This window comes from Rikenella microfusus DSM 15922 (genome assembly GCF_000427365.1).
Taxonomy (GTDB): Bacteria; Bacteroidota; Bacteroidia; order Bacteroidales; family Rikenellaceae; genus Rikenella; species Rikenella microfusus.
Genome location: NZ_ATXW01000001.1, coordinates 121,972 through 145,124, shown reverse-complemented (window position 1 = coordinate 145,124; position 23,153 = coordinate 121,972). Strand labels below are relative to the sequence as shown.

General features: G+C 56.1%; 25 protein-coding genes and 1 tRNA gene. 11 read left to right on the top strand and 15 right to left on the bottom strand.

Annotated features, from left to right (window positions below):
* Positions 1 to 908: 908 nt before the first annotated feature.
* The 3 genes from RIKMI_RS0100685 (at position 909) to RIKMI_RS14735 (ending at position 2,560) form a co-directional block, all read left to right on the top strand.
* Positions 909 to 1,268, top strand: a complete 360-nt coding sequence (locus tag RIKMI_RS0100685) for a hypothetical protein (protein WP_156877447.1) — start codon at positions 909 to 911, stop codon at positions 1,266 to 1,268.
* A gap of 18 nt (positions 1,269 to 1,286) precedes the next feature.
* Positions 1,287 to 2,315, top strand: a complete 1,029-nt coding sequence (locus tag RIKMI_RS0100675) for a coiled-coil domain-containing protein (RefSeq protein ID WP_037291204.1) — start codon at positions 1,287 to 1,289, stop codon at positions 2,313 to 2,315.
* 89 nt (positions 2,316 to 2,404) lie between these two features.
* Entirely contained in the window at positions 2,405 to 2,560 is a 156-nt protein-coding gene (locus RIKMI_RS14735; protein WP_156877446.1) for a hypothetical protein, read from the top strand.
* A gap of 63 nt (positions 2,561 to 2,623) precedes the next feature.
* Here RIKMI_RS14735 and RIKMI_RS14730 read toward each other — a convergent pair whose 3' ends face one another.
* The 6 genes from RIKMI_RS14730 to RIKMI_RS0100640 form a co-directional block, all read right to left on the bottom strand.
* A complete protein-coding gene (locus RIKMI_RS14730) occupies positions 2,624 to 3,067 on the bottom strand; it encodes a hypothetical protein (protein ID WP_147288465.1) in 444 nt (147 codons plus the stop codon).
* Positions 3,068 to 3,217: 150 nt separating this feature from the next.
* Positions 3,218 to 4,465, bottom strand: coding sequence for a site-specific integrase (locus RIKMI_RS0100660; RefSeq protein WP_027290061.1), 1,248 nt, complete (start codon positions 4,463 to 4,465; stop codon positions 3,218 to 3,220).
* 150 nt (positions 4,466 to 4,615) lie between these two features.
* Positions 4,616 to 4,690: transfer RNA gene (locus tag RIKMI_RS0100655), tRNA-Pro, on the bottom strand.
* An 81-nt stretch (positions 4,691 to 4,771) separates the two neighbouring features.
* The gene (locus RIKMI_RS0100650; RefSeq protein ID WP_027290060.1) at positions 4,772 to 5,554 is read right to left on the bottom strand and encodes an inositol monophosphatase family protein; all 783 of its coding nucleotides are present in this window, start codon (positions 5,552 to 5,554) and stop codon (positions 4,772 to 4,774) included.
* 3 nt (positions 5,555 to 5,557) lie between these two features.
* Positions 5,558 to 6,190, bottom strand: a complete 633-nt coding sequence (locus RIKMI_RS0100645; RefSeq protein WP_027290059.1) for a 7-carboxy-7-deazaguanine synthase QueE — start codon at positions 6,188 to 6,190, stop codon at positions 5,558 to 5,560.
* Between the two features lies 1 nt (position 6,191).
* Positions 6,192 to 6,758 (bottom strand): phosphoribosyltransferase, encoded by a 567-nt coding sequence (locus tag RIKMI_RS0100640; RefSeq protein WP_027290058.1) that lies wholly within the window; start codon positions 6,756 to 6,758, stop codon positions 6,192 to 6,194.
* Positions 6,759 to 6,822: 64 nt separating this feature from the next.
* Between RIKMI_RS0100640 and purE the strand changes: the two genes are divergently transcribed.
* The 4 genes from purE to RIKMI_RS0100620 all read left to right on the top strand — a co-directional run bounded on the left by purE (position 6,823) and on the right by RIKMI_RS0100620 (position 10,638).
* Complete coding sequence (gene purE / locus RIKMI_RS0100635; RefSeq protein ID WP_027290057.1) at positions 6,823 to 7,335, top strand: 5-(carboxyamino)imidazole ribonucleotide mutase; 513 nt, start codon at positions 6,823 to 6,825, stop codon at positions 7,333 to 7,335.
* Positions 7,336 to 7,440: 105 nt separating this feature from the next.
* A complete protein-coding gene (gene zupT, locus RIKMI_RS0100630; protein ID WP_027290056.1) occupies positions 7,441 to 8,265 on the top strand; it encodes a zinc transporter ZupT in 825 nt (274 codons plus the stop codon).
* 13 nt (positions 8,266 to 8,278) lie between these two features.
* Positions 8,279 to 8,434, top strand: coding sequence for a hypothetical protein (locus tag RIKMI_RS14725; RefSeq protein WP_156877445.1), 156 nt, complete (start codon positions 8,279 to 8,281; stop codon positions 8,432 to 8,434).
* 35 nt (positions 8,435 to 8,469) lie between these two features.
* A complete protein-coding gene (locus RIKMI_RS0100620) occupies positions 8,470 to 10,638 on the top strand; it encodes an alpha-galactosidase (RefSeq protein WP_027290055.1) in 2,169 nt (722 codons plus the stop codon).
* Positions 10,639 to 10,862: 224 nt separating this feature from the next.
* On the opposite strand, the gene RIKMI_RS0100615 is transcribed toward RIKMI_RS0100620, so the two are convergent.
* The 7 genes from RIKMI_RS0100615 to serC all read right to left on the bottom strand — a co-directional run bounded on the left by RIKMI_RS0100615 (position 10,863) and on the right by serC (position 16,972).
* On the bottom strand, positions 10,863 to 11,408 hold the full coding sequence (locus tag RIKMI_RS0100615) for a 2-oxoacid:acceptor oxidoreductase family protein (RefSeq protein ID WP_027290054.1): 546 nt from the start codon (positions 11,406 to 11,408) through the stop codon (positions 10,863 to 10,865).
* 10 nt (positions 11,409 to 11,418) lie between these two features.
* Entirely contained in the window at positions 11,419 to 12,207 is a 789-nt protein-coding gene (locus RIKMI_RS0100610; protein ID WP_027290053.1) for a thiamine pyrophosphate-dependent enzyme, read from the bottom strand.
* 3 nt (positions 12,208 to 12,210) lie between these two features.
* A complete protein-coding gene (locus RIKMI_RS0100605; RefSeq protein WP_027290052.1) occupies positions 12,211 to 13,308 on the bottom strand; it encodes a 3-methyl-2-oxobutanoate dehydrogenase subunit VorB in 1,098 nt (365 codons plus the stop codon).
* Positions 13,308 to 13,538 (bottom strand): 4Fe-4S dicluster domain-containing protein, encoded by a 231-nt coding sequence (locus tag RIKMI_RS0100600; RefSeq protein WP_027290051.1) that lies wholly within the window; start codon positions 13,536 to 13,538, stop codon positions 13,308 to 13,310. The genes RIKMI_RS0100605 and RIKMI_RS0100600 overlap by 1 nt, the downstream gene beginning before the upstream one ends.
* Positions 13,539 to 13,701: 163 nt before the next feature.
* Positions 13,702 to 14,961 carry a DUF1015 domain-containing protein gene (locus tag RIKMI_RS0100595; protein WP_027290050.1) on the bottom strand — a complete coding sequence of 420 codons (1,260 nt, stop codon included), beginning with the start codon at positions 14,959 to 14,961 and terminating at the stop codon, positions 13,702 to 13,704.
* Between the two features lie 4 nt (positions 14,962 to 14,965).
* Positions 14,966 to 15,889: a 3-phosphoglycerate dehydrogenase gene (locus RIKMI_RS0100590; protein ID WP_027290049.1), complete on the bottom strand. Its 924-nt coding sequence runs from the start codon at positions 15,887 to 15,889 to the stop codon at positions 14,966 to 14,968.
* A gap of 6 nt (positions 15,890 to 15,895) precedes the next feature.
* On the bottom strand, positions 15,896 to 16,972 hold the full coding sequence (gene serC / locus RIKMI_RS0100585; RefSeq protein ID WP_027290048.1) for a 3-phosphoserine/phosphohydroxythreonine transaminase: 1,077 nt from the start codon (positions 16,970 to 16,972) through the stop codon (positions 15,896 to 15,898).
* A 129-nt stretch (positions 16,973 to 17,101) separates the two neighbouring features.
* Between serC and RIKMI_RS0100580 the strand changes: the two genes are divergently transcribed.
* Genes RIKMI_RS0100580 through nadD form a run of 4 tightly spaced genes read left to right on the top strand, consistent with a single transcriptional unit; the run spans position 17,102 to position 20,723 of the window.
* Positions 17,102 to 18,463, top strand: coding sequence for an MATE family efflux transporter (locus RIKMI_RS0100580; protein WP_027290047.1), 1,362 nt, complete (start codon positions 17,102 to 17,104; stop codon positions 18,461 to 18,463).
* Positions 18,460 to 19,338 carry a YicC/YloC family endoribonuclease gene (locus RIKMI_RS0100575; protein ID WP_245584921.1) on the top strand — a complete coding sequence of 293 codons (879 nt, stop codon included), beginning with the start codon at positions 18,460 to 18,462 and terminating at the stop codon, positions 19,336 to 19,338. The genes RIKMI_RS0100580 and RIKMI_RS0100575 overlap by 4 nt, the downstream gene beginning before the upstream one ends.
* Before the next feature lie 9 nt (positions 19,339 to 19,347).
* Positions 19,348 to 19,914 (top strand): guanylate kinase, encoded by a 567-nt coding sequence (gmk, locus tag RIKMI_RS0100570; RefSeq protein WP_027290045.1) that lies wholly within the window; start codon positions 19,348 to 19,350, stop codon positions 19,912 to 19,914.
* 8 nt (positions 19,915 to 19,922) lie between these two features.
* Positions 19,923 to 20,723 carry a nicotinate (nicotinamide) nucleotide adenylyltransferase gene (nadD, locus tag RIKMI_RS0100565; RefSeq protein WP_037291251.1) on the top strand — a complete coding sequence of 267 codons (801 nt, stop codon included), beginning with the start codon at positions 19,923 to 19,925 and terminating at the stop codon, positions 20,721 to 20,723.
* A gap of 104 nt (positions 20,724 to 20,827) precedes the next feature.
* On the opposite strand, the gene RIKMI_RS12445 is transcribed toward nadD, so the two are convergent.
* Positions 20,828 to 21,307: a lipocalin family protein gene (locus RIKMI_RS12445; RefSeq protein ID WP_245584920.1), complete on the bottom strand. Its 480-nt coding sequence runs from the start codon at positions 21,305 to 21,307 to the stop codon at positions 20,828 to 20,830.
* A 54-nt stretch (positions 21,308 to 21,361) separates the two neighbouring features.
* Positions 21,362 to 23,149, bottom strand: a complete 1,788-nt coding sequence (locus RIKMI_RS0100555; protein ID WP_027290043.1) for an aminopeptidase P family protein — start codon at positions 23,147 to 23,149, stop codon at positions 21,362 to 21,364.
* Between the last annotated feature and the right edge of the window lie 4 nt (positions 23,150 to 23,153).

The window sequence follows — 23,153 nt, the reverse complement described above, 5'->3', positions numbered from 1 at the left end:
TGAAAGATGGGATTGTTAGTCGATGTATGCGTCGTCTGTATAAAACTGATGATAGAAAATTTGGAATTTATAGTGCGATTGGCTACATTTGAAATGACGATAGAGTCGTATCGTTAAGCTGTTTGTCGATTCGATAGTTCCACCAAATGAAATGACGGATAAACAGCCAAGACCTAATTATGCGCGGTCTTGGTCAAATCTGTCATGCCTTGTGGAACGGGTCGAATCGATTCGGTCAAGCGCCGCGCATATTTTTTGATATTCACTCAAAAGATATGCCGAACTATGAAATCATTCGGTTTATACGAAAAAAGCGGGTTATTTTCCGATACGAAATGGTGTAATCCTGCTCTGACCGGTATTTGTCTGATTGTCGGAGAGGTATATCTGTTCCATGAGTCGGATCCCTGTTGTCCGGCCGGGAGTTCCTTATGGGGCGTGTTCGACAAACGGCTGGACGGTAGTATATATCTGGAGTCGAGTACGTATGACCTGATTCGTTTTCGCAAATGGCATGTACTGCCGCGGGTATATCGTTATTGTCGGCTTTCTACGCGTTCGGAGTTACGTGATTACATTTCCGATTTGTTGCGGTGCGAGGCCTGTTTCATACGCTGATCGGTGCAGGAGCGGGCGGGTGCGAAGATGAAGTGCGGCGCCGGGTGGGGTTTCTCTCTTTGGGTAGCTGCAAATCGTGGGGCAGACGGCGCTGCCGCTTGGCGTGATCATTATCCGGTTTTGGACAAAATCGTATAAACTTATTAATTTATGATTATCGATGTATGGGATATTTTTGAATTTATGATAGTAGATTAAAAACGAATCCCTTCAAATCATAGAATTGATTTGAAGGGGTTTCGTTTTGTCGGGGGTTGGAGCTTTCTCAGGAGAGGGCGACGTACGAAGATTTGAAACAGGCGTTAATGGAGAGCACGGAAGGTTCTAAAGCCCGCGCAGAAGCGATCCGGTTGATTAACGAGCGATACAAGGAGTATTTGCCGAATATGCTTACGGAGAAGATGAGCAACGAGGAGATCGCCGCAGCGTTGGATTACGTGAACCGGAAAATGGAGGAGAATATCAAGGTTCGGATCCGGGCGGAGGAGATGCAGCATATCCAGCAGGAACGGTTCGATACCGAGAAAAAAGTACTCGAAGATTTGGTGAAGGCGTATGAAAATACGGGAGATCGGACGGAAACGGAAGTTGGTATCGCTACGGCAGCTTTCGGTGATCTGATTCAGGCGTACAAGAAATCGGGGGACTAAGCTCAGTTTGCTGCAGGTGTGGCGAAAATTTGCGGGAAAGAGTTATTTAATCTGGGCCGGGCTGCGAAGGACGGTTCCGTGGAGATGACGGGACGGTGGGGAATCGTTGTCGCGGAGTTTTCCGACCTTCAGGAGGCTGCGCGAAAAGCGGCACGGGAAATCGAAAAGTTGAATGCGGTCGCCGGTCATGTCTCCGGTGGTGCGGATCCATACGATGCTATGACGCTGGAGCAGCTGAATGCGGCGTTGAGCACGGTCAACTCCAAACTGGCCCTGAAAAACGCTTTGACCGATGAGCAGCGCATAGCGGCACAGGCCGAGCGAAAAGGGATACAGGAACAGATTGCGCTCCGGAAACAGCAGATAGAGACCGATAACACGTATGCCGGGGTATTGCAGCGGTTGAAGGATGAGAAGGCGGCATTGGAGCAACAGTTGGATACTGCCGATGCTTCGGACACGACCGAAATCGAGCGTATTCGGGCATTGATTTCGGCGAAACAGGCCGAGATAGATGCTTTCGAGGGGAAAAACCGGAAGCACCTCGATAAATTGCAGAAGCAGGAGGAGAACGCTTTTGAGAAGCGGGCGGAATTCCTGTCGAAACAGGCGCGGAAGCTGGAGGACATCGAAAACCAAATCGCGGACATGCAGGTAGCGGCTTATGAAGATGGCCTGAACAAAAAACTGATTCAATCGGAGCGGGGCGGGCAGAAGGAGCTGGTGCAGCAGAGGCGGGCGAATGCCGACCTGCTGGCCGAAACCGACAAGCATATCGAGGCCCTGACGGATAAAGGGGAAAAACGGACAGAGGAGGAAGAACGGCAGCTGGAAGGGTTGAATGCGCAGCGTGAACAGCTGGTAGCGGCCGGAGGCAGGGTCGAACTGGCCATTATCGCCAAAAATGCGTTGGCGCGGGAGAAGATCATGCGGGAAGCCAACGAAGAAGAATTGAATGAATACATCGATTTTCAGATGAAGATCGGCAATTATGCTTTGGCCAATGAAGCCGACCGGTCGATCCGGCCACCGGCACGCCCCCGTTGAAGCGGGCGACGGTAATAGACACGAAACGGGATAGCCAGAAGGGCATCCGCAAGCAGACAACTACCGCTGCCAAACAACAGACGGAAGCAATGGTTCAGGACAGCAGTCAGACGAATATCCAGATTGAAACGGTGGCTTCGCAGGAAACGCAAAAGAAACCGCGTTCGCTATGGTGGCTGTGGATGATTGCCGGGGCGGCACTAGTCGGGGTAGGAATATGGTGGTTCCGGAAACGTACTGTTTAAGTGTAATGCAAATTAAAGAAGGTTAGAATCAATCTCCCAACCTTCTTTTTATTAAAAAATAACTTAAAACATTACTATATTGTTGCGCAGTGCGTGGCCAACTGGAACTATATTCTGATCATACCAGACAATTTTATACGAACGATTTTGGGCTGGTCCCCGAAGGGCTCTTCCCTCGCCGCAGGCCGAGGTATGGACGCCGAAAGCAACAATACGATAATTATGAGACCCCCTGACCGGCTCTTGGAAAAATACAGTACTTGTATGGGTGCCATCACCTGGTGATCTGTGGAAAATAGTTTCGTTGTCGATTTCTGCGAGTTTAGTGCCTCCGCCACGGTCAGTACGGTTGTGAGATTCGATAGCATTGAAGTCGCTGCTCAAATTAGGACGAAGGATTTCGTAATGTTTCCAATTAGTGGCACCTAGAGTTGCCTCGAGATAAGTCACGAAAACATTTGAGTCGGCTTGTACGACGCCGTTGATAGACACGGAATTGAGTGGCATAACACATTGAATTTAAATGATTGTTTTCCTACTCTATCGGGGCTTTTCGGAATCCGCCCGTAAGCTTACGAAAGTAAAACTAAGGACGAGCGTCATCCGAAATAAAGGTTGTTTATGAATGCACCGAAGTTGTCAGTGAATAGGCATAAATCACCTCGTGCTTTTCCCGTTTACATAGTCTATGACCTTCCTGTTCGCTTCGTCCACTTTCCGCTGGTCGAAGTCGATGTAGATGTCCGTCACGGTGTTGCCCCCGTGGCCCAGTACTGCGGTGATGGTCTCTTGGGGAATATCCAAAGAGGCGGCGATGGTGGCCCAGGTATGTCGCGCCCAATAGGAGGTGAGGCCGGGGAATAAAGCGTTGTACCGCTTTTTGTTTTTCTTCGGATGCGTCCTGCTCCGGTTCTCCACCCATTCCACCGGCCCGATCTTTTTGAGCGTCGCGTTCATCCGACGGCGGAAATCGCCGTGATCGACGTACTGGTCGGCGAAAGACAACAGATGGTCGGTTCCCCGGTATTTGTCGATAATGGCCTGCGCTTCCGGTTCGACTTTGATCGAATACAGACGGTGCGTCTTGGCCCGGCGATACTCTACTCTGCCCTTCCGTACTTCGGTCAGGGACATCAAATCGACGGTGTTGATTCCGATCAGGTAGAAAACAAGCAAGAACATGTCCCGCCACTTCTCCTGCCACTCTTCGCACGGATAGTCCCGGAGCTTGCGCAGCTCTTCGACGCTCAATGACCGTTTCGGGGTGCTTTCCTTTTTGATCTTAAAGCGGCGGAAAGGATACATGCCCTGCGGGATGATCTCTTCGTCGATGGCCCGATTGAATACGGCCCGCAGGTTGCGCAGGTGGAGGGATATGGTATTGACCTTGTTGTTTTCGCCCATGGCCGCCTCGAACCGTCGTAACCACGATGCGTCAATGTCTTCAAAGGTCAGGGTATCCGGGTCGGCGAACCTGCCGAGCCGTTCCAGCGTATGCCGGTAAATGGCTTTCGTACCTTCGATCTTGCAGGTGTCTATGAATTGTAAAAAGAGGTCTCTGACCAGCGGGCGGGAGGTCTCGGCGGGTGTCGGATCGGGATTTTCCCCGGCTTCGATGCGTTTTTTGAGTGCTGAGGCGGTGAGCGTTTTCAGTTCTCCTTTTTCGCCCAGTTTCAGGATGACGTTTTCGGCCAATACCAACCGACGACGGAGCGCGTCGTTATAAACCGCTTTGCGTTTGTCTTTGACGACCTCCTGTTTTCGGGAATCCCAGCATTTGGGCAGCAGGTATATCTGCAAACTGACGAGGACGGTGTTCCCTTTGTGGGTGAGGGCCAGTTTCAGAGGGCAGGTACCGTCTTTGCGTGGGGAACGGGTGTCGAAGTAGGGTTTCACGGACGCCATTTTGCGGGTGTTTTGCAGGTTTTTTGTCCCAAAAGCACCTAATTTCTCCCCATATTCCCATATTTTCGGCTGATAATCCGGTAGAAACGTCGAAGAAAAAAGCCTTTGTAATCGCTGTAATTTGCTGATTACAAAGGCTTTTGTATTTTGTCGGGGTACCAGGATTCGAACCTGGGACCCCCTGCTCCCAAAGCAGGTGCGCTAACCGGGCTGCGCTACACCCCGAACTGTCCGATGTGCGGCAAAGGTAGGGCTTTTTTCTTCTCCGGCCAAATACCCGGAAACCGGAATAAGCGACCGGGGCGGCTATTTATTCAAGATCGCGATGACCTGCCCGTGCAAAACCGGTCCGCAGGCGACGATGGAATCCCCCGTGGCCGGATTGCCGCCATAATAGTCCGTGATGATACCTCCGGCGCCCCGGATGACCGGAATCAAGGCGGCCAGGTCCCAACGGCTCATGATCGGATCGACCATGATGTCCGCCCGTCCCGTCGCCAGCAGGCAGTAACCGTAGGCGTCGCCCCACGTGCGCAGAATCCGACACTGCCCGGCCAGGGCCATGAAATCGTGGATATTCCGGTGTTTGTCTATATCCAGAATATCGGTCGTGAGCAACGTAGCTTGTTTCAGGGAATCGCAAGGCCGCATCCGTGTCGGGACGCCGTTCCGCAAAGCGATGTTATTGTCCCCTGCGATCAGATCGTCCAACAACGGATTGTAGATCGCACCGTATATAGGTTCCCCGTCCACCACGACGCCGATCAGCGTGGCGAACAGCGGTACACCGTGTATGAAACTTTTGGTCCCGTCTATCGGGTCCACGATCCATTCGACCAGCGGGCCGTTTGCGGCGGTCGCGGCCGAAGCCGGATGCGTGCCGCTCTCCTCCCCTACGATTACGCCGTCCGGGAACCGGTTTTCGATCTGCGAGACGATATACCGCTCGATCTCTTGGTCGGCCAGCGTGACCGGCGAGTCGTCGGCTTTATAGTCCACATGGACTTTGCCGATATACTTGTTTACTGTTTCCCGGATGGCCGGGGTCAGCGACTGTACGAAGTCCGAAAATTCCTGGAATGTGAACATAATTTATGGGATGTGCATGAATTTATGGTTCTGGATCGAGATGTTCCATCGCGGGTTCGCTTTGGCGTACTCCACCAATACCGGGACGATCTCCCGGTAGCGGCTCCACTCCGGTTGCAGGTAGAGCCGGCAATGGCCTGAAACGTGTGAGGCATTCTCCTCGGCCCACCGAATATCGTCCGGCGTTTCGATAATCACCTTGAGTTCGTCGGCCCGTGCCAGTACTTCCGGCAGCGGCGGTTGCTGTCGTTTCGGCGAGAGGCACACCCAATCGATCCGTCCGGAGAGCGGGTTGGTTCCCGACGTTTCGATGAAAATTTCCAACCCCCGATCTTTGAGAGAGGCGGTAAGCGGCTCCAGCGGATACAGGGTCGGTTCGCCGCCCGTGATGACGATGGCTTGCGCCGGCAGGGACGCCGCCCGCTCCACGATGTCGCGGATCGGGGTCGGCGGGTAAAGTTTCGCGTTCCAGGTGAATTTGGCGTCGCACCAGCGGCATCCGACGTCGCATCCTCCCAGCCGGATGAAATAGGCCGGTTTGCCGGCGTGGTACCCTTCTCCCTGGATGGTATAAAAATCCTCCACCAGCGGCAGCAGGCGGCCGCCGTCCAGCAGGTCGTATATCTCGTTGGTCATGTTATTCGTCGCAAACGGCGTAAAGCGCTCCCAGATTCCGTCCCAACCCGTCGTAGTCCATACCGTAACCGATGATGAAAACCGGTTCCGACTCCAGAGCCACGTAATCGACCGGCAGCGGGTCGGGTCTTTCCGGTCGGTTATAGTAGGTTTCCGGTTTCAGCAAAAGGGTCGCCACGCGGATGCTCCGTGCCCCGCAGGCCGTGAGCATGGCGTGCAGTTCGTGGACGGTATTGCCGGTATCGACCACGTCTTCGGCGATAATGACGTCCCGTCCCCGGATATCGGTTGTCGGCGGAATATCGACGGTCACGTTTCCGGACGAGGTCACTCCGGATCCGTAGGACGATAGTTTTACGAACGCGACTTCGAAAGGACCGTCCAGCTGTCGGAAGAGTTCGCCCGCGAATACGAAAGCGCCGTTGAGCGTCACCAGCAGCAACGGACGTTCAGCCTCCGCGTAGTCCCGGTTGATGGTTTCCGCCACCTTGGAAATGGCGGCATGGATGGCTGCTTCGGGCGTATGGAGCCTGAATCGGCGGTCGCGGATCGTGAGGGTCGGTTCCAAAAGAATTGAGCGTGTTTGCCGAAAAGTTTTTAACTTCGCAAAGTTAAATAAAATACCCTATCCTATGCAACCGAAAGTTTCGATCATCATGGGCAGTACTTCGGATTTGAAGATCATGTCCGAAGCGGCCAAATTCCTCGATGAAATGAATATTCCGTTCGAAATCAACGCGCTGTCGGCCCATCGTACGCCGGACCTGGTGCTGGATTTCGCGAAGAAAGCCCATACGCGCGGCGTGAAGGTGATTATCGCTGGCGCGGGCGGCGCGGCGCATCTGCCGGGCGTGATCGCGGCCCTCACTCCGCTGCCCGTGGTGGGCGTGCCGGTCAAGTCGTCCAATTCGATCGACGGGTGGGACAGCATTCTGTCCATCTTGCAGATGCCTTCGGGGATTCCGGTGGCGACCGTCGCACTGGACGGGGCCAAAAATGCGGCCATTCTGGCGATGCAGATCATCGCTACCGGCGAACCGGAAGTGCATGAAAAAATGATGAAATTCAAGTCCGAGCTGGCCGATAAGATCGCACAGGCCAACAAGGAACTGGCCGAAGTCAAATTCAGGAACCGGGTAGGCTGATTCCGTTCCGGACGATATGAGGGCGTCTTTTGTCCGGAATTTGCCGTATTCGGTACCGCCTTGCCGGAGCGAGGCGGTTTTTTGTAACCTGTTCAGCCTGTTTGTATGGAACAGAATGTCGTCTATGCCTTTATACTCACCCTGCTGGCGGGGCTTTCGACCGGGATCGGTAGTTTGATCGCCCTTTTGGCCAAACGGACGAACCGGAAATTCCTCTCGTTCGCGCTCGGCTTTTCGGCCGGGGTGATGATTTACATATCGTTCGTCGATCTTTTTCCGCAGTCGGTCGAGATATTGGGAACCGGTTACGGGATGTATTGGGGGAGGATCGCCACGGCCATTGCCTTTTTCGGGGGTATTTTGTTCATCGCCCTGATCGACAGACTGGTACCGTCGGTCGAGAACCCGCACGAAATGCGGAGCGTCGAAAGCATGCAGGTCGAGATCAAGTCCGAGGGCGGCCGCCTGGTCCATTCGAAGCACATGATGCGTACGGGAATCATGACGGCGCTGGTGATCGGCATCCACAATTTTCCGGAAGGGATCGCCACGTTCATGGCTTCGTTGCAGGATCCTCAGATGGGAATCGCCATTGCGGTGGCCATCGCCATCCATAACATCCCGGAAGGGATCGCGGTGTCGGTCCCGGTCTATTATGCTACCGGCAGTCGGAAAAAGGCGTTCAAATTCTCGTTCCTTTCGGGGTTGGCCGAGCCGGTGGGAGCGTTGGCCGGCTATCTGATTCTCGCCCCGTTTCTGACACAGGCGATGCTGGGGTATATATTCGCCGTCATTGCCGGTATCATGGTCTATATCTCGCTGGACGAGCTGCTGCCGGCGGCGCACGAGTACGGGGAGCACCACGTGGCCATATGGGGGCTGATTATCGGCATGGCGGTTATGGCCGTAGGCATCGTAGCTTTTCAATAACATTCGCGATTATATGATGACCCGTTTGAAACAGTGGTGGAAAAAGCAGACGCTGAACGAGAAGTTGATGTACGTGCTGGTCGCGGCACTGGCGATCGGCATCGCCACGCGTTGGCGTTTCGTGTTCGGCGAAGCGGCGGACGCGTTCCGGCATATTTTTACCCGTTAGGGGCGGATTGAACCAAACTCAAACTGAAAAAATACATGAAGAAATTATTGACGGCTTGTGCCTGGGCATTGAGCGCCGGTACCGTTTGTGTTGCCGGCGAGGTGCCGGAAAATCTGATCCGTATCGGCACCGATCGAACTGACCTGATCCTGCGCATAGGCGACGACGACCGGGTAAGGCAGGCCTACCTGGGACCGAAGCTCGAAAACGCCGCCGATCTGGAGCATTTTGCCGAATCCGGCGGTGGAACCGAAGCCTATGTGACTTACGGGATGGAAGATTATTTCGAGCCGGCTGTCCGGGTGCTCCATGCCGACGGGAATCCCTCTTTGCTGCTGACATATAAGAACAGTACGCAGTCGAGGAACGATTCGGTACAGACGACCGAGATCGTTCTGGAGGACGAAAAATATCCGTTCGAAGTCCGGCTTTTTTATGAGGCGTACCTGCGTGAAAACGTCATTCGGATGTGGACGGAGATCGAACACGGCGAGAAAAAGCCCGTAACGCTTTACAACTACGCCTCTTCGATGCTTCATTTCGGAAAGGACGCGTATTGGATGACCGAATTTTCGGGCGATTGGGCGCACGAGGTCAATATGGACGAACAGAGACTGACTTTCGGCAAGAAGATCGTCGATACGAAACTCGGCTCGCGGGCGAACCTGCATGTATCTCCGTTCTTCCTGCTGGGGCTGGACGCGCCTGCGGCGGAAAATACGGGGGAGGTCGTGATCGGCACGCTGGGCTGGACGGGGAATTTCCGGTTCACGTTCGAGGTGGACAACGCGAATAACCTGCGGCTGATTTCGGGCATCAACCCTTCGGGTTCGGAGTATCGTCTGCCCGGAGGCGAGGTGTTCCGCACGCCCGATTTCATTTTTACTTACGGTACGGAGGGAACGGGAGCGGCGAGCCGCGATTTCCACGACTGGGCCCGCCGTTACCGGCTCAAAGACGGTATGGGGGATCGGATGACGCTGCTCAACAACTGGGAGGCGACCTATTTCGATTTCGACCAGGCCAAACTGGAGAAGATCATTGCCGATGCGGCCGGTCTGGGCGTGGATATGTTCCTTTTGGACGACGGCTGGTTCGGGAACAAATATCCGCGCAGCAGCGACAATGCGGGGCTGGGCGACTGGGACGAAACGAAGACCAAACTGCCGGGCGGTATCGGAGCGCTGACCGATGCGGCGGAACGCGAGGGGGTGAAGTTCGGCCTGTGGATCGAACCGGAGATGGTCAATCCGAAAAGCGAACTGTACGAAAAACATAAGGAGTGGGTGATCCATCTGCCGAACCGCGACGAGTACCTCTACCGCAACCAGATGGTGCTCGATTTGAGCAATCCGGAAGTTCAGGACTATGTGTTCGGCGTAGTGGACGGGCTGCTGACCCGGTATCCGGGGATCGCCTATTTCAAATGGGACTGCAACAGCCCGATTACCAATATCTATTCGCCTTATCTGGGTACCGGCAAACAGGCGAACCTGTATGTCGATTATGTTCGGGGATTGTATAAGGTATTGGACCGTATCGCGGCGAAATACCCCACCCTGCCGATGATGCTTTGTTCCGGCGGGGGCGGACGTACGGATTACGAGGGGCTGAAATATTTTACGGAGTTCTGGGCGAGCGACAATACCGACCCGGTGGAGCGTATTTTTATCCAGTGGGGCTATTCCTACCTGTTTCCGGCCAAAGCGACGGCTGCTCATGTGACTTCGTGGGGAAAACAGTCCCTGAAGTTCCGTACGGATGTGGCGATGACGGGGAAACTGGGGTTCGATATCCGCGTGGACGAGCTTTCGGCGCCGGAAAAGGAGTTCGCCCGGCAGGCGGTGGCGACTTACGGCCGGTTGAAGCCGGTGATATTGGATGGCGACCAGTATCGTCTGGTCTCTCCCTATTCGGGCGAGCATTCGTCGCTCATGTATGTCGATAAGGAGCGGGGCAAAGCGGCGGTGTTCGTGTTCAACCGCAATCCGCGCTATTCGGAACCGCTGCGGAACGTGCGGCTCCGGGGACTCGATCCGCAGAAAGTCTATTCGGTGAAAGAGATCAATCTGATGCCGGGGACGAAATCGGGTCTCGCGGCGGACGGACAGCGTTATTCGGGCGATTACCTGATGAAAGTGGGTTTGCCGCTCTTTTCCGGCGCTCACCTGACGAGCACGGTGGTCGAATTGACGGCCGAATAAGTTCGGTTACGGCGGCGGCAGGAACATGCTGGTTTTTGCCGCCGCTGTTATAAGCGGCCGTTTTCGGAGCGGATATGCGTTCCGGTTGTGTCGGCCGACGGATATTTGCGCATCAATGTGTAAATCCGGAAAATCGGGACCGGATGCGGTTTTGTAACGATAACCGGTAAATCAGCAAGGGGGGAGCCGTTTCCGGCTCCCCCCTTGCTGATTTACGGAGTAGGTTATTCGGCTTTTTTGACTAGTTCCATCCCTTTGCGCAGAGCCTCTTCGTTGGCCGGGATCATTTTGTGCGCCCGCTCCGGCAATGAGTGCCGCAACCCTTCGATAACGTTTTCCACCGTTACCAACGGTTTGATTTTCAGGAATGCTCCCAAAACGAACATGTTGAATACCTTGGCATTCCCGCTGCGTGCGGCTTCGACGGCCGCGTCGATGGTATAGACATCCAGATCGGTCCGGTGCGGCGGGTGGGTGATTCCGTTCGGGTCGTAGAGCAAGGTTCCGCCCGGTTTGATCGAATCTTCGAACTTGTCTAGCGACTGCTGGTTCAGCACGATGCCGGTGTCGAACTCCTGCACGACCGGCGAACTGATTTTGCGGTCGCTCAGGATGACGGTCACATTGGCCGTCCCGCCGCGCATTTCAGGCCCGTAAGAGGGAATCCAGCTGACTTCCTGCCCCTGCATGACGCCCGAGTAGGCGAGGATCTTACCCATCGACAGGACGCCCTGGCCGCCGAACCCGGCTATGATGATCTCTTCTTTCATGGTGTGTACGTTATTTTTCGGTAACGGTCAGGTCTTTCAGGTCGCCCAGCGGATAAGTCGGGTGCATGTTCTCTTCCATCCACCGGTTGGCTCCCACGGGCGTCATTTTCCACCCCGAATTGCAGGTCGCCACGATCTCGACGAAAGAAAATCCCCGGTTATTGATCGAATTTTCGAATGCCTTTTTGATCGCTTTCTTGGCTTTGCGGACGTTGGCCGGCGTATTGACGCTCTGCCGGGTCACATAGGTTACGCCGTCCAGCAGGGTCAGCATGTCGGCCACTTTGAAAGGGTAGCCGTTCAGGGCTGCGTCCCGTCCCAGCGGCGTGGTCGCCGTCTTCATGCCGAGCAGCGTCGTGGGGGCCATCTGACCGCCGGTCATTCCGTAAATGGCGTTGTTGATGAAGATGACCGCGATGTTATCGCCGCGGTTGGCCGCGTGAATGGCTTCGGCTGTCCCGATAGCCGCCAGGTCGCCGTCGCCCTGATAGGTAAAGACGAGTTTGTCCGGACACAGACGCTTCATGGCTGTGGCGACCGAGGGGGCGCGGCCGTGCGAGGCCTGTACCCAGTCGATGTCGATATAGTTGTAGAGGAATGCCGCGCAGCCTACGGGCGTGATCCCGATCGCTTTGTCTTCGGCCCCCAGCTCGTCGATCGCTTCGGCCACCAGTTTGTGCACCGTGCCGTGCGAGCAGCCCGGGCAGTAGTGCATGGTGGTGTCCAGCAACAGCCGCGGACGGGCATAAACCCGGTTGGCGTCCGTTTCGTTTACTTCGAATATCGGTGTTTCTGCCATAGCTTACAATTTTCCTCCGGTTTCGGTCATAAATTGCTTGAGTGCTTCATAAACTTCCCGCGGCGAGTGGATGATGCCGCCGGTACGTCCGAAATGGCGGACGGGGATGTCCGCGTTGCCTACGGCCAGTTTCACGTCTTCGATCATTTGGCCCATGCTCAGCTCTACGGAAAGGAATCCTTTGGCGTACCGAGCCGCCTGCCGGATCGCATCGGTCGGGAACGGGAACAGGGTGATCGGTCGTATCAACCCTACTTTCAGGCCGTCCTTGCGGGCATCCTCCACCACTTTCGCGCAGATGCGCGACGAAGCGCCGTAAGCCACCAGTATGTATTCCGCGTCGGCCGTCTCCATCTCTTCGTACCGTACCTCTTCGCGTTCCATGCGGTCGTATTTGGCCTGGAGTTTATGGTTGTGCCGTTCCATCGTTTCGGGGTCGATGTAGCAGGAGGTGACGATATTGCGTGTCTTGCGGTCCCCTTTGCCGAGGGCCGCCCACGGGCATTCCTGCCGGATCTGCTCTTCGGTGCGGCGCGGTTTCTGCGGGCTGAGGTGTACTTTCTCCATCATCTGTCCGATCACGCCGTCGGCCAGAATCATTACCGGATTGAGGTATTTGAAGGCCAGTTCGAAAGCGAGATCGACGAAATCGTTCATCTCCTGTACCGAATTCGGGGCCAGTACCGGCATCCGGTAGTCTCCGTGACCGCCGCCCTTGACGACCTGAAAATAGTCGGCCTGGGAAGCCTGAATCGTTCCCAGACCGGGACCGCCGCGCGAGACGTCGATTACCACGCAGGGCAGTTCGGCTCCGGCCAGATAGGAAAGCCCCTCGCACATCAGCGACAGGCCGGGGCTTGAGGTGGAGGTCATCACGCGTTTGCCTGCGGATGCGCCTCCGTAAACCATGTTGATGGAGGCCACTTCGCTCTCTGCCTGCAGGACGACCATCCCGGTGGTCTCCCACGGGCGTAGTTCGGTCAGGGTTTCCAGGACTTCCGACTGCGGGGTGATGGGGTATCCGAAATACCCGTCCGCGCCGCAGCGTACGGCGGCGTGGGCCAGTACTTCGTTCCCTTTCATCAGTTTGATATCTTCCATTACTCCTGTTTTTTCTCTCTGTAAACGACTATGCAACTGTCGGGGCAGACCACGGCGCAGCCTGCGCAGCCGATACAGGAGTCCGGGGCCGACATGTAGCAGTAGTTGTACCCTTTCGAGTTCACCTGGGGGTTCAGGCTGATGGTCTGTGTCGGGCAGGCTTCGATGCAGACGCCGCACCCTTTGCAGCGTTCGGTGTCCACGACGATCTTACCTTTTATTTTTGCCATAGCGATTTTACTGTTTGCATCTTTGCTAACGTCAAAGATATTCCGATCTATTGCGAAAACGAAATAATTTTGGATTTCCCATACGGCATCCAATATATGAAGAAAGAGAGTAACTGTCTGTTACTCTCTTTCTTGTGCGCTTGTTTGGATCGAATCCCAGCGACTATTCATCCAGAGAATGAATCACCAGTCCGGAGCGTAGTTTCGGTTCGAACCAGGTGGTTTTGGGCGGCATGATGTTGCCCGTGTCGGCGATGTCGATCAACTGCTTCATAGACACCGGATAGAGGGCGAACGCCACGGCCATCTCGCCGCTGTCCACACGGTCGGCCAGTTCCTGAAGGCCGCGTATCCCTCCTACGAAATCGATGCGCTTATCGGTGCGCAGGTCTTTGATTCCGAGCAGTTTGTCCAAAACCAGATTCGACAGGATCGTGACGTCCAGCACGCCGATGGGATCGGTGTCGTCATAGGTGCCGGGCCGGGCCTGAAGGTCGTACCACTGCCCTGCCAGATACATCGAGAAGTCGTGCAGGCGGGCGGGTTTGTGGATGGCCGTCCCTTTGGGGGTCACGACGAAATCCTTTTCGAGCGCGGCGACGAGCCGGGCGGGAGTCAGTCCGTTCAGGTCTTTCACCACGCGGTTGTAGTCGATGATTTTCAGCTGGTCGTCGGGGAAGATGACGGCCAGGAAGTAGTTGAACTCCTCGTTTCCCGTGTATGTCCCGCCGGAGCGGAGCAGCGCTTCTTTTTTCTCGGCGCCTACGCGGGCCGCCGCTGCGGTGCGGTGATGTCCGTCTGCCACATACAGTGCCGGAATCTTCGAAAAGATTTCAGTGATCCGGGCAATCGTATCCGGGTGGTCGATGACCCAGAACTTGTGTCCGAATCCGTCGCCGTCTGCCGTAAAATCGTATTCCGGGGTTTGGGACTCGACGACATGCCGGATCAGGGCGTCCATCTCCCTGTCTGCGGGATAGGCGAAAAACACCGGCTCGATATTGGCGTTCTGGTTGCGGACGTGGATCATGCGGTCTTCCTCTTTGTCGGGCCGCGTCAGTTCGTGTTTTTTGATTTTGCCGTCCGCGTAGTCCTGGAAATGGCAGGCCGCGACCAGCCCGTACTGAGTGCGGCCGCCCATGGTCTGGGCATAGACGTAATAATGTTCTTCGTTATCCTGCACTAACCAGCCGTTCGATTTCCATCGTTTGAAGTTGGCGACGGCCCGGTCGTAAGCCTCGGCGGAGTGCTCGTCGATGATCGGGGCGAAATCGATTTCCGGTTTGATGATGTGCAGCAACGATTTTTCTCCGGCTTCCGCTTTCGCCTCGGCCGAGTTCAGCACGTCGTACGGGCGGGAGGCGACCTCTTTGGCCAGAGGCGCCGGCGGTCGGATGCCTTTGAACGGTTTTATCTTGACCATCGGGCTATTTGTTTACTTGAAAATTGGTGATTCCCTCTTTGAAGTAGGCGACGATCTGCCGCGCGGCGGCCAACCCGGCATTGACGTTGGCTTCCGCCGTTTCGGCGCCCATCTTCTTCGGAGTGGCGAAGAATCGTTTGCCGAATTTTCCGCTCAGTTCCGCGGCCGTGTCGGGGGCGATGTCGGTGATGTATTTCAGGTCGGGCCGTTCCGTCAGCGCTTCGGCCAGCCCCGCCTCGTCGATCACCTCCTTGCGTGCCGTATTCACCAGGGTACCACCCTGGGGCATCGATGTCAGCAGGTCGTAACCGATCGAGTTTCTGGTTTGCGGCGTGGCCGGGATGTGGAGCGAAAGGTAATCGCTGTGCCGGTAGAGTTCTTCCACTGAGGAGACCATGTTTACCCCGTCTTTGGCGAAAACTTCCGGGTCGGTAATGAACGGGTCGTAAGCCGACACTTCCATCCCCAGCGCTTTGCCGTATCGGGCCACGATCCGACCGACATTCCCGTAGGCGTGGATACCCAGCCTTTTCCCGCTGATTTCGGTTCCCGTACCCGGTGTAAACTGGTTGCGGGCCATGAAAATCATCATCGCGAGGGCCAGTTCGGCCACGGCGTTCGAATTTTGGCCGGGCGTATTCATCGCCACGATGCCGCGGGCGGTGCAGGCGGCCAGGTCGAGGTTGTCGTAACCGGCTCCGGCACGGACTACGATTTTGAGTTTCGGCGCGGCGGCGATCACCTCCGCGGTGACTTTATCCGACCGGACGATCAGGGCGTCCGTGTCCGCTACGGCCGCTTTCAGCTCTTCGGCCGAGGTATATTTTTCCAGCAGAGCGCATTCGTACCCCGCTTCGCGGGCGATGGCCGCAATGCCGTCCGTCGCCTGTTTGGAAAAGGGCTTTTCGGTCGCTACCAATATTTTCATAACCGGTTATTTTGCATATTGTTTTTCGAATTCCCGCATGCAGTCCACCAGGGCCTGTACGCTCTCTTTCGGCATCGCGTTGTAGATCGAAGCGCGGAAGCCGCCCACCAAGCGGTGCCCTTTGATGCCGACCATGCCGCGTTCTTTGGCGAAGTTCACGAATTCGGCGGTGTCCATATCCTTATATTCGTCGCTGTATACGAAGCAGACGTTCATCAGCGAACGGTCTTCCCGCTGCGCCGTTCCCACGAACATCGGGTTGCGGTCGATTTCGTCGTAAAGGATGGCCGCCTTTTCCTCGTTGAGTTTCTGCACGGCCGGCACGCCGCCGATCGACTTGAGCCATCTGAGGGTCTCGCGCACGACGTAGATCGGGAATACGGGCGGCGTATTGAACATCGAACCGCCCGCCACGTGGGTGCGGTAGTCGAGCATGCTGGGGATCGCTCGCGATACTTTCCCCAGAATGTCGTCGCGCACGATTACGAACGTAACGCCGGCCGGCCCCAGGTTTTTCTGCGCCCCGCCGTAGATCAGGCCGTATTTCGATACGTCCACCGGCCGCGACAGGATGTCGGACGACATGTCGGCCACCAGCGTTACCGGCGAGTCGATGTCGGTTTTGTATTCGGTCCCGAAAATGGTGTTGTTGGTCGTGATATGGAGGTAGTCCAGGTCGGAAGGGATCGCGTACCCTTTGGGGATGTACGAAAAATTCCGGTCTTCCGAAGAGGCGACGGTCTCCACCTCGCCGAAGAGTTTGGCCTCTTTCATGGCTTTTTTGGCCCATACGCCGGTATTGATGTATCCGGCTTTCTTTTCCAGCAGGTTGAAAGGCACCATGCAAAACTGCATGCTGGCCCCGCCGCCGAGGAACAGCACGCTGTACCCTTCGGGAATGTGCAGCAGTTCTTTGAACAGCGCCACCGCTTCGTCGAGCACCTCTTCGAAGTCTTTGGTGCGGTGCGAGATTTCGAGTACCGAAAGTCCGATGCCGTTCAGGTCCAGGACGGCTTTGGCGGCGTTTTCGACCGCTACGCGGGGCAGGATGGAAGGCCCTGCGGAAAAGTTGTGTTTTTTCATATTCGATGCGATTGGATTCGTTGCCTGATAATCGGGAAGTCCGCTTTACCGGTGTCGGGAGCGGCTACCAAATATCGGAAAAATTCTTCAGGAATGAAATTTTTTGCGAATTTTGTTCGTCGATAGGATATGAAAGATTTTACCTCAGGCCCCGTCGGGCGGCAGATCATCCTTTTTTCGTTGCCCATTATTCTGGGCAATTTCGTCATGCAGCTTTACCAGATCGTGGACAGCGCGGTGGTAGGGCGTTATCTGGGCAAAGAGGCGTTGGCGGCGGTGGGGGCCAGCATGCCTGTGATTTTTGCGGTGGTGGCTTTGGTGATCGGGGTCGGCAGCGGGGCCAGCGTGGTCATTTCGCAGTATTTCGGAGCCAAACAATACGACAAGGTGAGGCTCACGAGCGATACGCTGCATATTTTCCTGGTCGGGGCCGGCGTCGTTATTGCGCTGGTGGGGCTTTTTTTCAGCGAGGAGATTTTCCGGCTGATCGCGTTGCCGGAGTCGTTGATACCGTTGGCTTCGGTCTATCTGCGTATTTATCTGGGCGGGGTGTTCCTGCTGTTCGGTTTCAATACGGTGGCTGCTATTCTGCGGGGCGTGGGCGACTCGAAAACGCCGCTCTATTTCCTGCTGATGTCCGCTGTGCTCAACGTGGGACTGGATTTGCTGTTCATACTGGTATTCGGATGGGGAGTGGCCGGGGCCGCCTGGGCGACGGTCATCGCGCAGGGGACGGCTTATTTCGCCGCGATCTGGTATATCAATGCCGGGAAGTCTATTTTCCATATCGATTTGCTGAAATTGCGGTTCGACCGCAAGATTTTCCGGCAGTGCATCAATTACGGCTTGCCGACCGGCGTGCAACAGTCGTTCGTGGCGTTCGGGATGGTGGCCCTGATGGGGATCGTGAACGGTTGGGGGACGGACGTGATCGCAGGGTACAGCGCGGCGATACGGGTGGATAATCTGGCGGTGATTCCGTCGATGAATTTCGCGATGGCGCTGACCAGTTTTACGGGCCAGAACGTGGGGGCGGGACGGATGGACCGGGTGCGTCGGGGGCTGAAAATGACGCTGCTCTACTCTTCCCTGACCTGTATGGCGATTACGGCCGTGATCGTGTTGTTCGGGCCGGACATATTGCGGATTTTCACGACCGATCCCGACGTGATCCGCGTCGGGGCCGAATATCTGGTGATCGTCAGCCTGTTTTATCTGATATTCAGCGCCATGTTCGTCATTAACGGGATGCTGCGCGGAGCGGGGGCGGTTATTTTCCCGATGTTTTCGACGTTGTTGTCGCTGTGGGCGGTGCGTATTCCCGCGGCGATGTGGCTTTCGAGGCTGATCGGCGAACGGGGCATCTGGTGGTCGGTGCCGGTGGGCTGGAGCGTGGGGCTGGCGATCGCTTACGGCTATTACCGGAGCGGGAAATGGGAAAATCACTCTATCTTTGCTAAAAATAAAAAGAAACAAGCATCCGAATCATGATCAAATCGATGACCGGCTACGGGCGTGCCGAACGGCATACCGACCAGCGTAAGATAACCGTCGAAATCAAGAGCCTGAACAGCAAACAGCTGGACCTTTCGGCCCGTATCCCTTCCATTTACCGGGAAAAGGAGTATGAGATACGCAATACGGTGGGCAAGGCTCTGGGACGCGGCAAAGTGGATCTGTTCGTGTCGGTGGAAAATGTCGGCGGGGCGAAAACAGCCGGGGGGACGATCAATAAGGAGTTGTTCAAGGCCTATTATGCGCAGTTGGTCGAATTGCAGCGGGAGTTGGGGGATCGTAATGGCGCCGAGCCGCTGATGACGACGGTGCTGCGTCTGCCGGAGGTGATGCAGACGGAAACGGTGGCGATCGGCGACGAAGAGTGGAAGGCCCTTGCGGAAGCAGTGGACGAAGCGGTGGATAACCTGAATCAGTTCCGTTTGCAGGAAGGGGCGGTGCTGATCGGCGATCTGTTGAAAAGGATCGATACGATTCAGGAACTGGCGGCGCAGATCGTGCCGTTGGAAGGGGAACGGATCGAGACGGTACGCACGCGGCTGATGGACAACCTCAAAGCCTTGCAGGTCAATGTGGACAATAACCGGTTCGAACAGGAAATCATTTATTACCTCGAAAAGTTCGACATTACGGAGGAGAAGGTGCGGCTCAAACAGCACTGCGATTATTTCCGTACCGTAGCGGGCGAATCGGAGGGCGTAGGGCGTAAGCTGGGGTTCATCGCCCAGGAGATCGGCCGCGAAATCAACACGACCGGATCGAAGGCCAACCATGCCGGGATACAGAAAATCGTGGTAAGGATGAAAGACGAGTTGGAAAAGATCAAGGAACAGTTACTCAATCTTTTATAAGATCGGTTCATGGGCAAGGTATTGATATTTTCGGCGCCTTCGGGTTCGGGTAAGACGACCATCGTCAAGCATCTGTTGAAGCATTTTCCGGAATTGGAGTTTTCCATTTCGGCGACTTCGCGCGCGCCGCGGGGCGAGGAACGGGACGGGGTGGATTATTATTTCATGGATGCGGCGGAATTCGCGGCCCGCGTCGAGCAGGGAGAGTTCGTCGAGTGGGAAGAGGTTTACAAGGGTACCTGTTACGGGACTTTGAAGGCCGAGATCGACCGTATATGGGACCGCGGGCACGTGGTCGTGTTCGACGTGGACGTGGTCGGTGCGCTGAATATCAAAAAACTGTTCGGCGAACAGGCGCTTTCGGTTTTCATCATGCCGCCGTCCGTGGCCGAACTCCGGTTGCGGCTCGAAGGGCGCGGCACCGACTCTCCGGAGGCGATCGAACGCCGGCTGGCCAAAGCGGAGCAGGAGATCGGTTACGCCGAACGGTTCGACCGGGTGATTGTCAATGACGACCTCGAAACGGCCTATGCCGAAGCGGTGCTGGCAGTCGGGGATTTTCTGGGACACGAATAGGCTTGGGCATGCAGGAGGGACGGAAACGGGTGGCTTTGTTGATGGGATCGTTCAATCCGGTCCATTGCGGCCATCTGGCCGTGGCCCGGTATGTGTTGGCGCAGGATCTGGCGGAGGAGGTCTGGCTGGTGGTTTCGCCTCGGAATCCTTTCAAGGATGCTGCGGATTTGGCTCCTTTCGAAGACCGTCTGGCGATGGTTCGCCTGGCGTTGGCAGAGATCGGCGATCCGCGGCTCCGGGCCTGCGACGCGGAAGCTGCCCTTCCCCGCCCTTCCTATACGATCCATACGGTCGAATATTTGCGGGAATCGTATCCCGGAGCGGAGTTTATCATTTTGGCCGGCAGCGATATAGCCGATCAGTTGCCCCGGTGGTACCGTTCGGACGAGTTGCGGCGTATGGTACGGTTCTTGATTTATCCGAGAAACAGCGGCGAGGCTTCTCCGGAAATGGCGAATGCGCCGATGTACGGAATCGACTCTACTTCCGTGCGGAAGAGCGTGGCGGAAGGTGCGCCTTTGGAGATCGGAGTGGTGCCGCAATCGGTCTCGGACTATATCCGGGCTAAAAAACTGTACGCCATGAGAACGATCGAACAGTGGACGGAACTGATTGCCGAAAAGCCCGAAACGGCCGATTATTATTTCGAGCGCGGCCGGCTGTATTATCGGAATAACGATTTCGGAAAGGCCGCCAACGATTTCAACCGGGCCTTGGAAATCGATCCGGGCCATACGGCAGCCCGGCAGATGCGGGAAATGACGGAGGCCATTTTCAATTTCCGGAATTTCGATATTTATAACCCGTAACCGGGTTTTCGCGGAGCAGGAAAGGGCGAATCGGTCGTCGGAAGCGAGGAACGGTTCCACTATATACAAAACATCCGGCAGATAATTCTGCCGGACGTTTTGTCTTAGTAAACGGTACGTTCGCTCTGTTCGGTGAACAGGAGGCCGGAGGTATCGAACCCCGATTGCCGGGCTTTGTCGATCAGCCGTCGGGTGATGTCCTGCGGCAGGGTCGGTTTACGGGAGAGGATCCACAGGTATTTCCGGTTTTTTCCGCCGACCAGTACGTATTGATAGTCCGGATCGATTTCCAGAATGTAATACGGCGAGTAGAAAATCCAGAAAAAGGAGACTTTCAGGAATCCCGGTTTCCGGGGATCGTCCGGAGCGCCCGGTTTGGCTTTACCTTCCGCTCTGGATACCGGGCCGTCCGGAGCGCCTCTGCGGCCGCTGTTGACTACCCTCACCTTTCCGTCCCTGCGCATCGAATATTCGGCGGTCACGGCGTACAGTCCGCGTTCGAAGCGATTGTCGAGCCGGGCTATTTCGTACCATTTTCCCAGGTATCTTTTTAGGTCGAAGTTTTGGATCGTATCTTGTTCCATCATCGAGTTGTTTTAGTGTGAATGACTGGATAATGAAACAATCAACAACCGTGCCTAAACGGGGCGGGTCTTCTCTTCGAGCCATTGCCGTTCGTCCGCTTCCAGATAAGGGGAAAGGCGTTCGCAGACCATCCGGTGATAGCGGTTCAGCCATTCCCGCTGGGACTGCTCCAAAGCCTTGGTATCCAAAGCGGTTACCGATATCGGGCACAGCGTCAGCGGCTCGAACCTCAGGAATCCTTCCGGACAGTCTTCTGCCGTCGCTAAAGTCAGGTTTTCGATGCGGATGCCGTATTTCCCGGCCAGGTACAGCCCCGGTTCGCAACTCTGTACCATGCCGGGTTCCAGGACGACCGGGTTCTCGTTCATCCGGATCGACTGCGGCCCCTCGTGGACGCACAGGAAATGGCCGACGCCGTGTCCTGTCCCGTGCAGATAATTCTGTCCCAGGTTCCACAGGTGGCGCCGCGCCAGCACGTCCAGTTGCGCGCCTCGCGTGCCCGCGGGGAATCGCGCTGCGCAGAGGTCGATCATTCCTTTCAGTACCGCCGTATAGTTTCGTTTCTGTTCTCCGGTCGGGCGGCCGAAATGGTACGTCCGGGTGATGTCCGTCGTGCCGTACGGATATTGGCCGCCGCTGTCGATCAGCAGGAAATCGTCGGTATCCACCGCCCTGTCGCTCTCTTCCGTGGCGCTGTAATGCACGATGGCTCCGTGGTCGCCGTACCCTGCGATGGTTTCGAAACTTTCCCCCTGAAAACCGTCGCCGGCGCTGCGAAAGTCGTGCAGTTTGGCTGCGATTTCCAGTTCGGTGGGACGCCCGCCGGATATTATCGTTCGTTCGAGCCACATCTCGAACCGCACCAAAGCGACGCCGTCCCTCTCCATCGCCTGTCGGAAACCGCAAATTTCAACGGAGTTCTTGACCGCTTTGAAAGCCGAGATCAGACTGTGGGGAGTCGTTTCCGGAAGGATCGTCGCCCCGGCGGTTTCGAGTATCGTCCAATGGTGCATGTCCAACCCGTTCGGGTGGACGATAACCGGCCTGCCTTGCAATGAAGCGAGGTATTCCGGGAACGCTTCGTAAGGCCGTATCTCCGTGCCGGCTTCCCGATGCAGTCGTTCCCGGTCGCCGGGCGGGAATTTGTTCGGATCGGCGAACTGCACGGCCCGCTCCGGCTCGATAGCCAGATAACCGATGACCAGTGGATTATAGTCGATGTCTCCTCCCCGGATATTGAGCGTCCAGGCGATTTCGTCCAGCACGGCGACGATCCGTACCGCTCCGTCGGGTTGGGCCGCCCGGATACGATCCAGTTTGTTTTTCGCCGTTTCGCCGCTGTACGTGGTGTCCAGCAAGGATGCCGGAGCTTGCGGCAAGGCGGGCCGGTCGGTCCAGATCGCAGCGAACGGGTCGTCCGCCGGTATGGGTTCGATACCGTAAGGCGAAAGGTCGTTTCTCAGGCTGTCGAATGCTGTTCGGCTGAACAGGCGGCCGTCCGTACCGACCCGTACGGCACGGGCTGCGTTCAACCACTCGGGAATGGAGGGTGTCTGCGGAAGGCCCGCGCGTTGCAGTTCGATTCCCGTCCCGGCCAACTGTTCCGCGGCTTGCAGGAAGTAACGGGAATCGGTCCAAAGGGCGGCCCGGTCGCGGGTAACGACTACGGTACCGGCCGAACCGTCGAAGCCGCTGATCCAGGCCCGGCAACCCCAGTGCGGGGCGACGTATTCGCTGAAATGCGGATCGTTGGACGGTACGATGAATGCGTCGAATCGTTCGTCCTGCATCCGGCGTCTCAAGGCCGCCAGGCGTTCCTGTATGATCGTCGTGTTTTCCATCGTG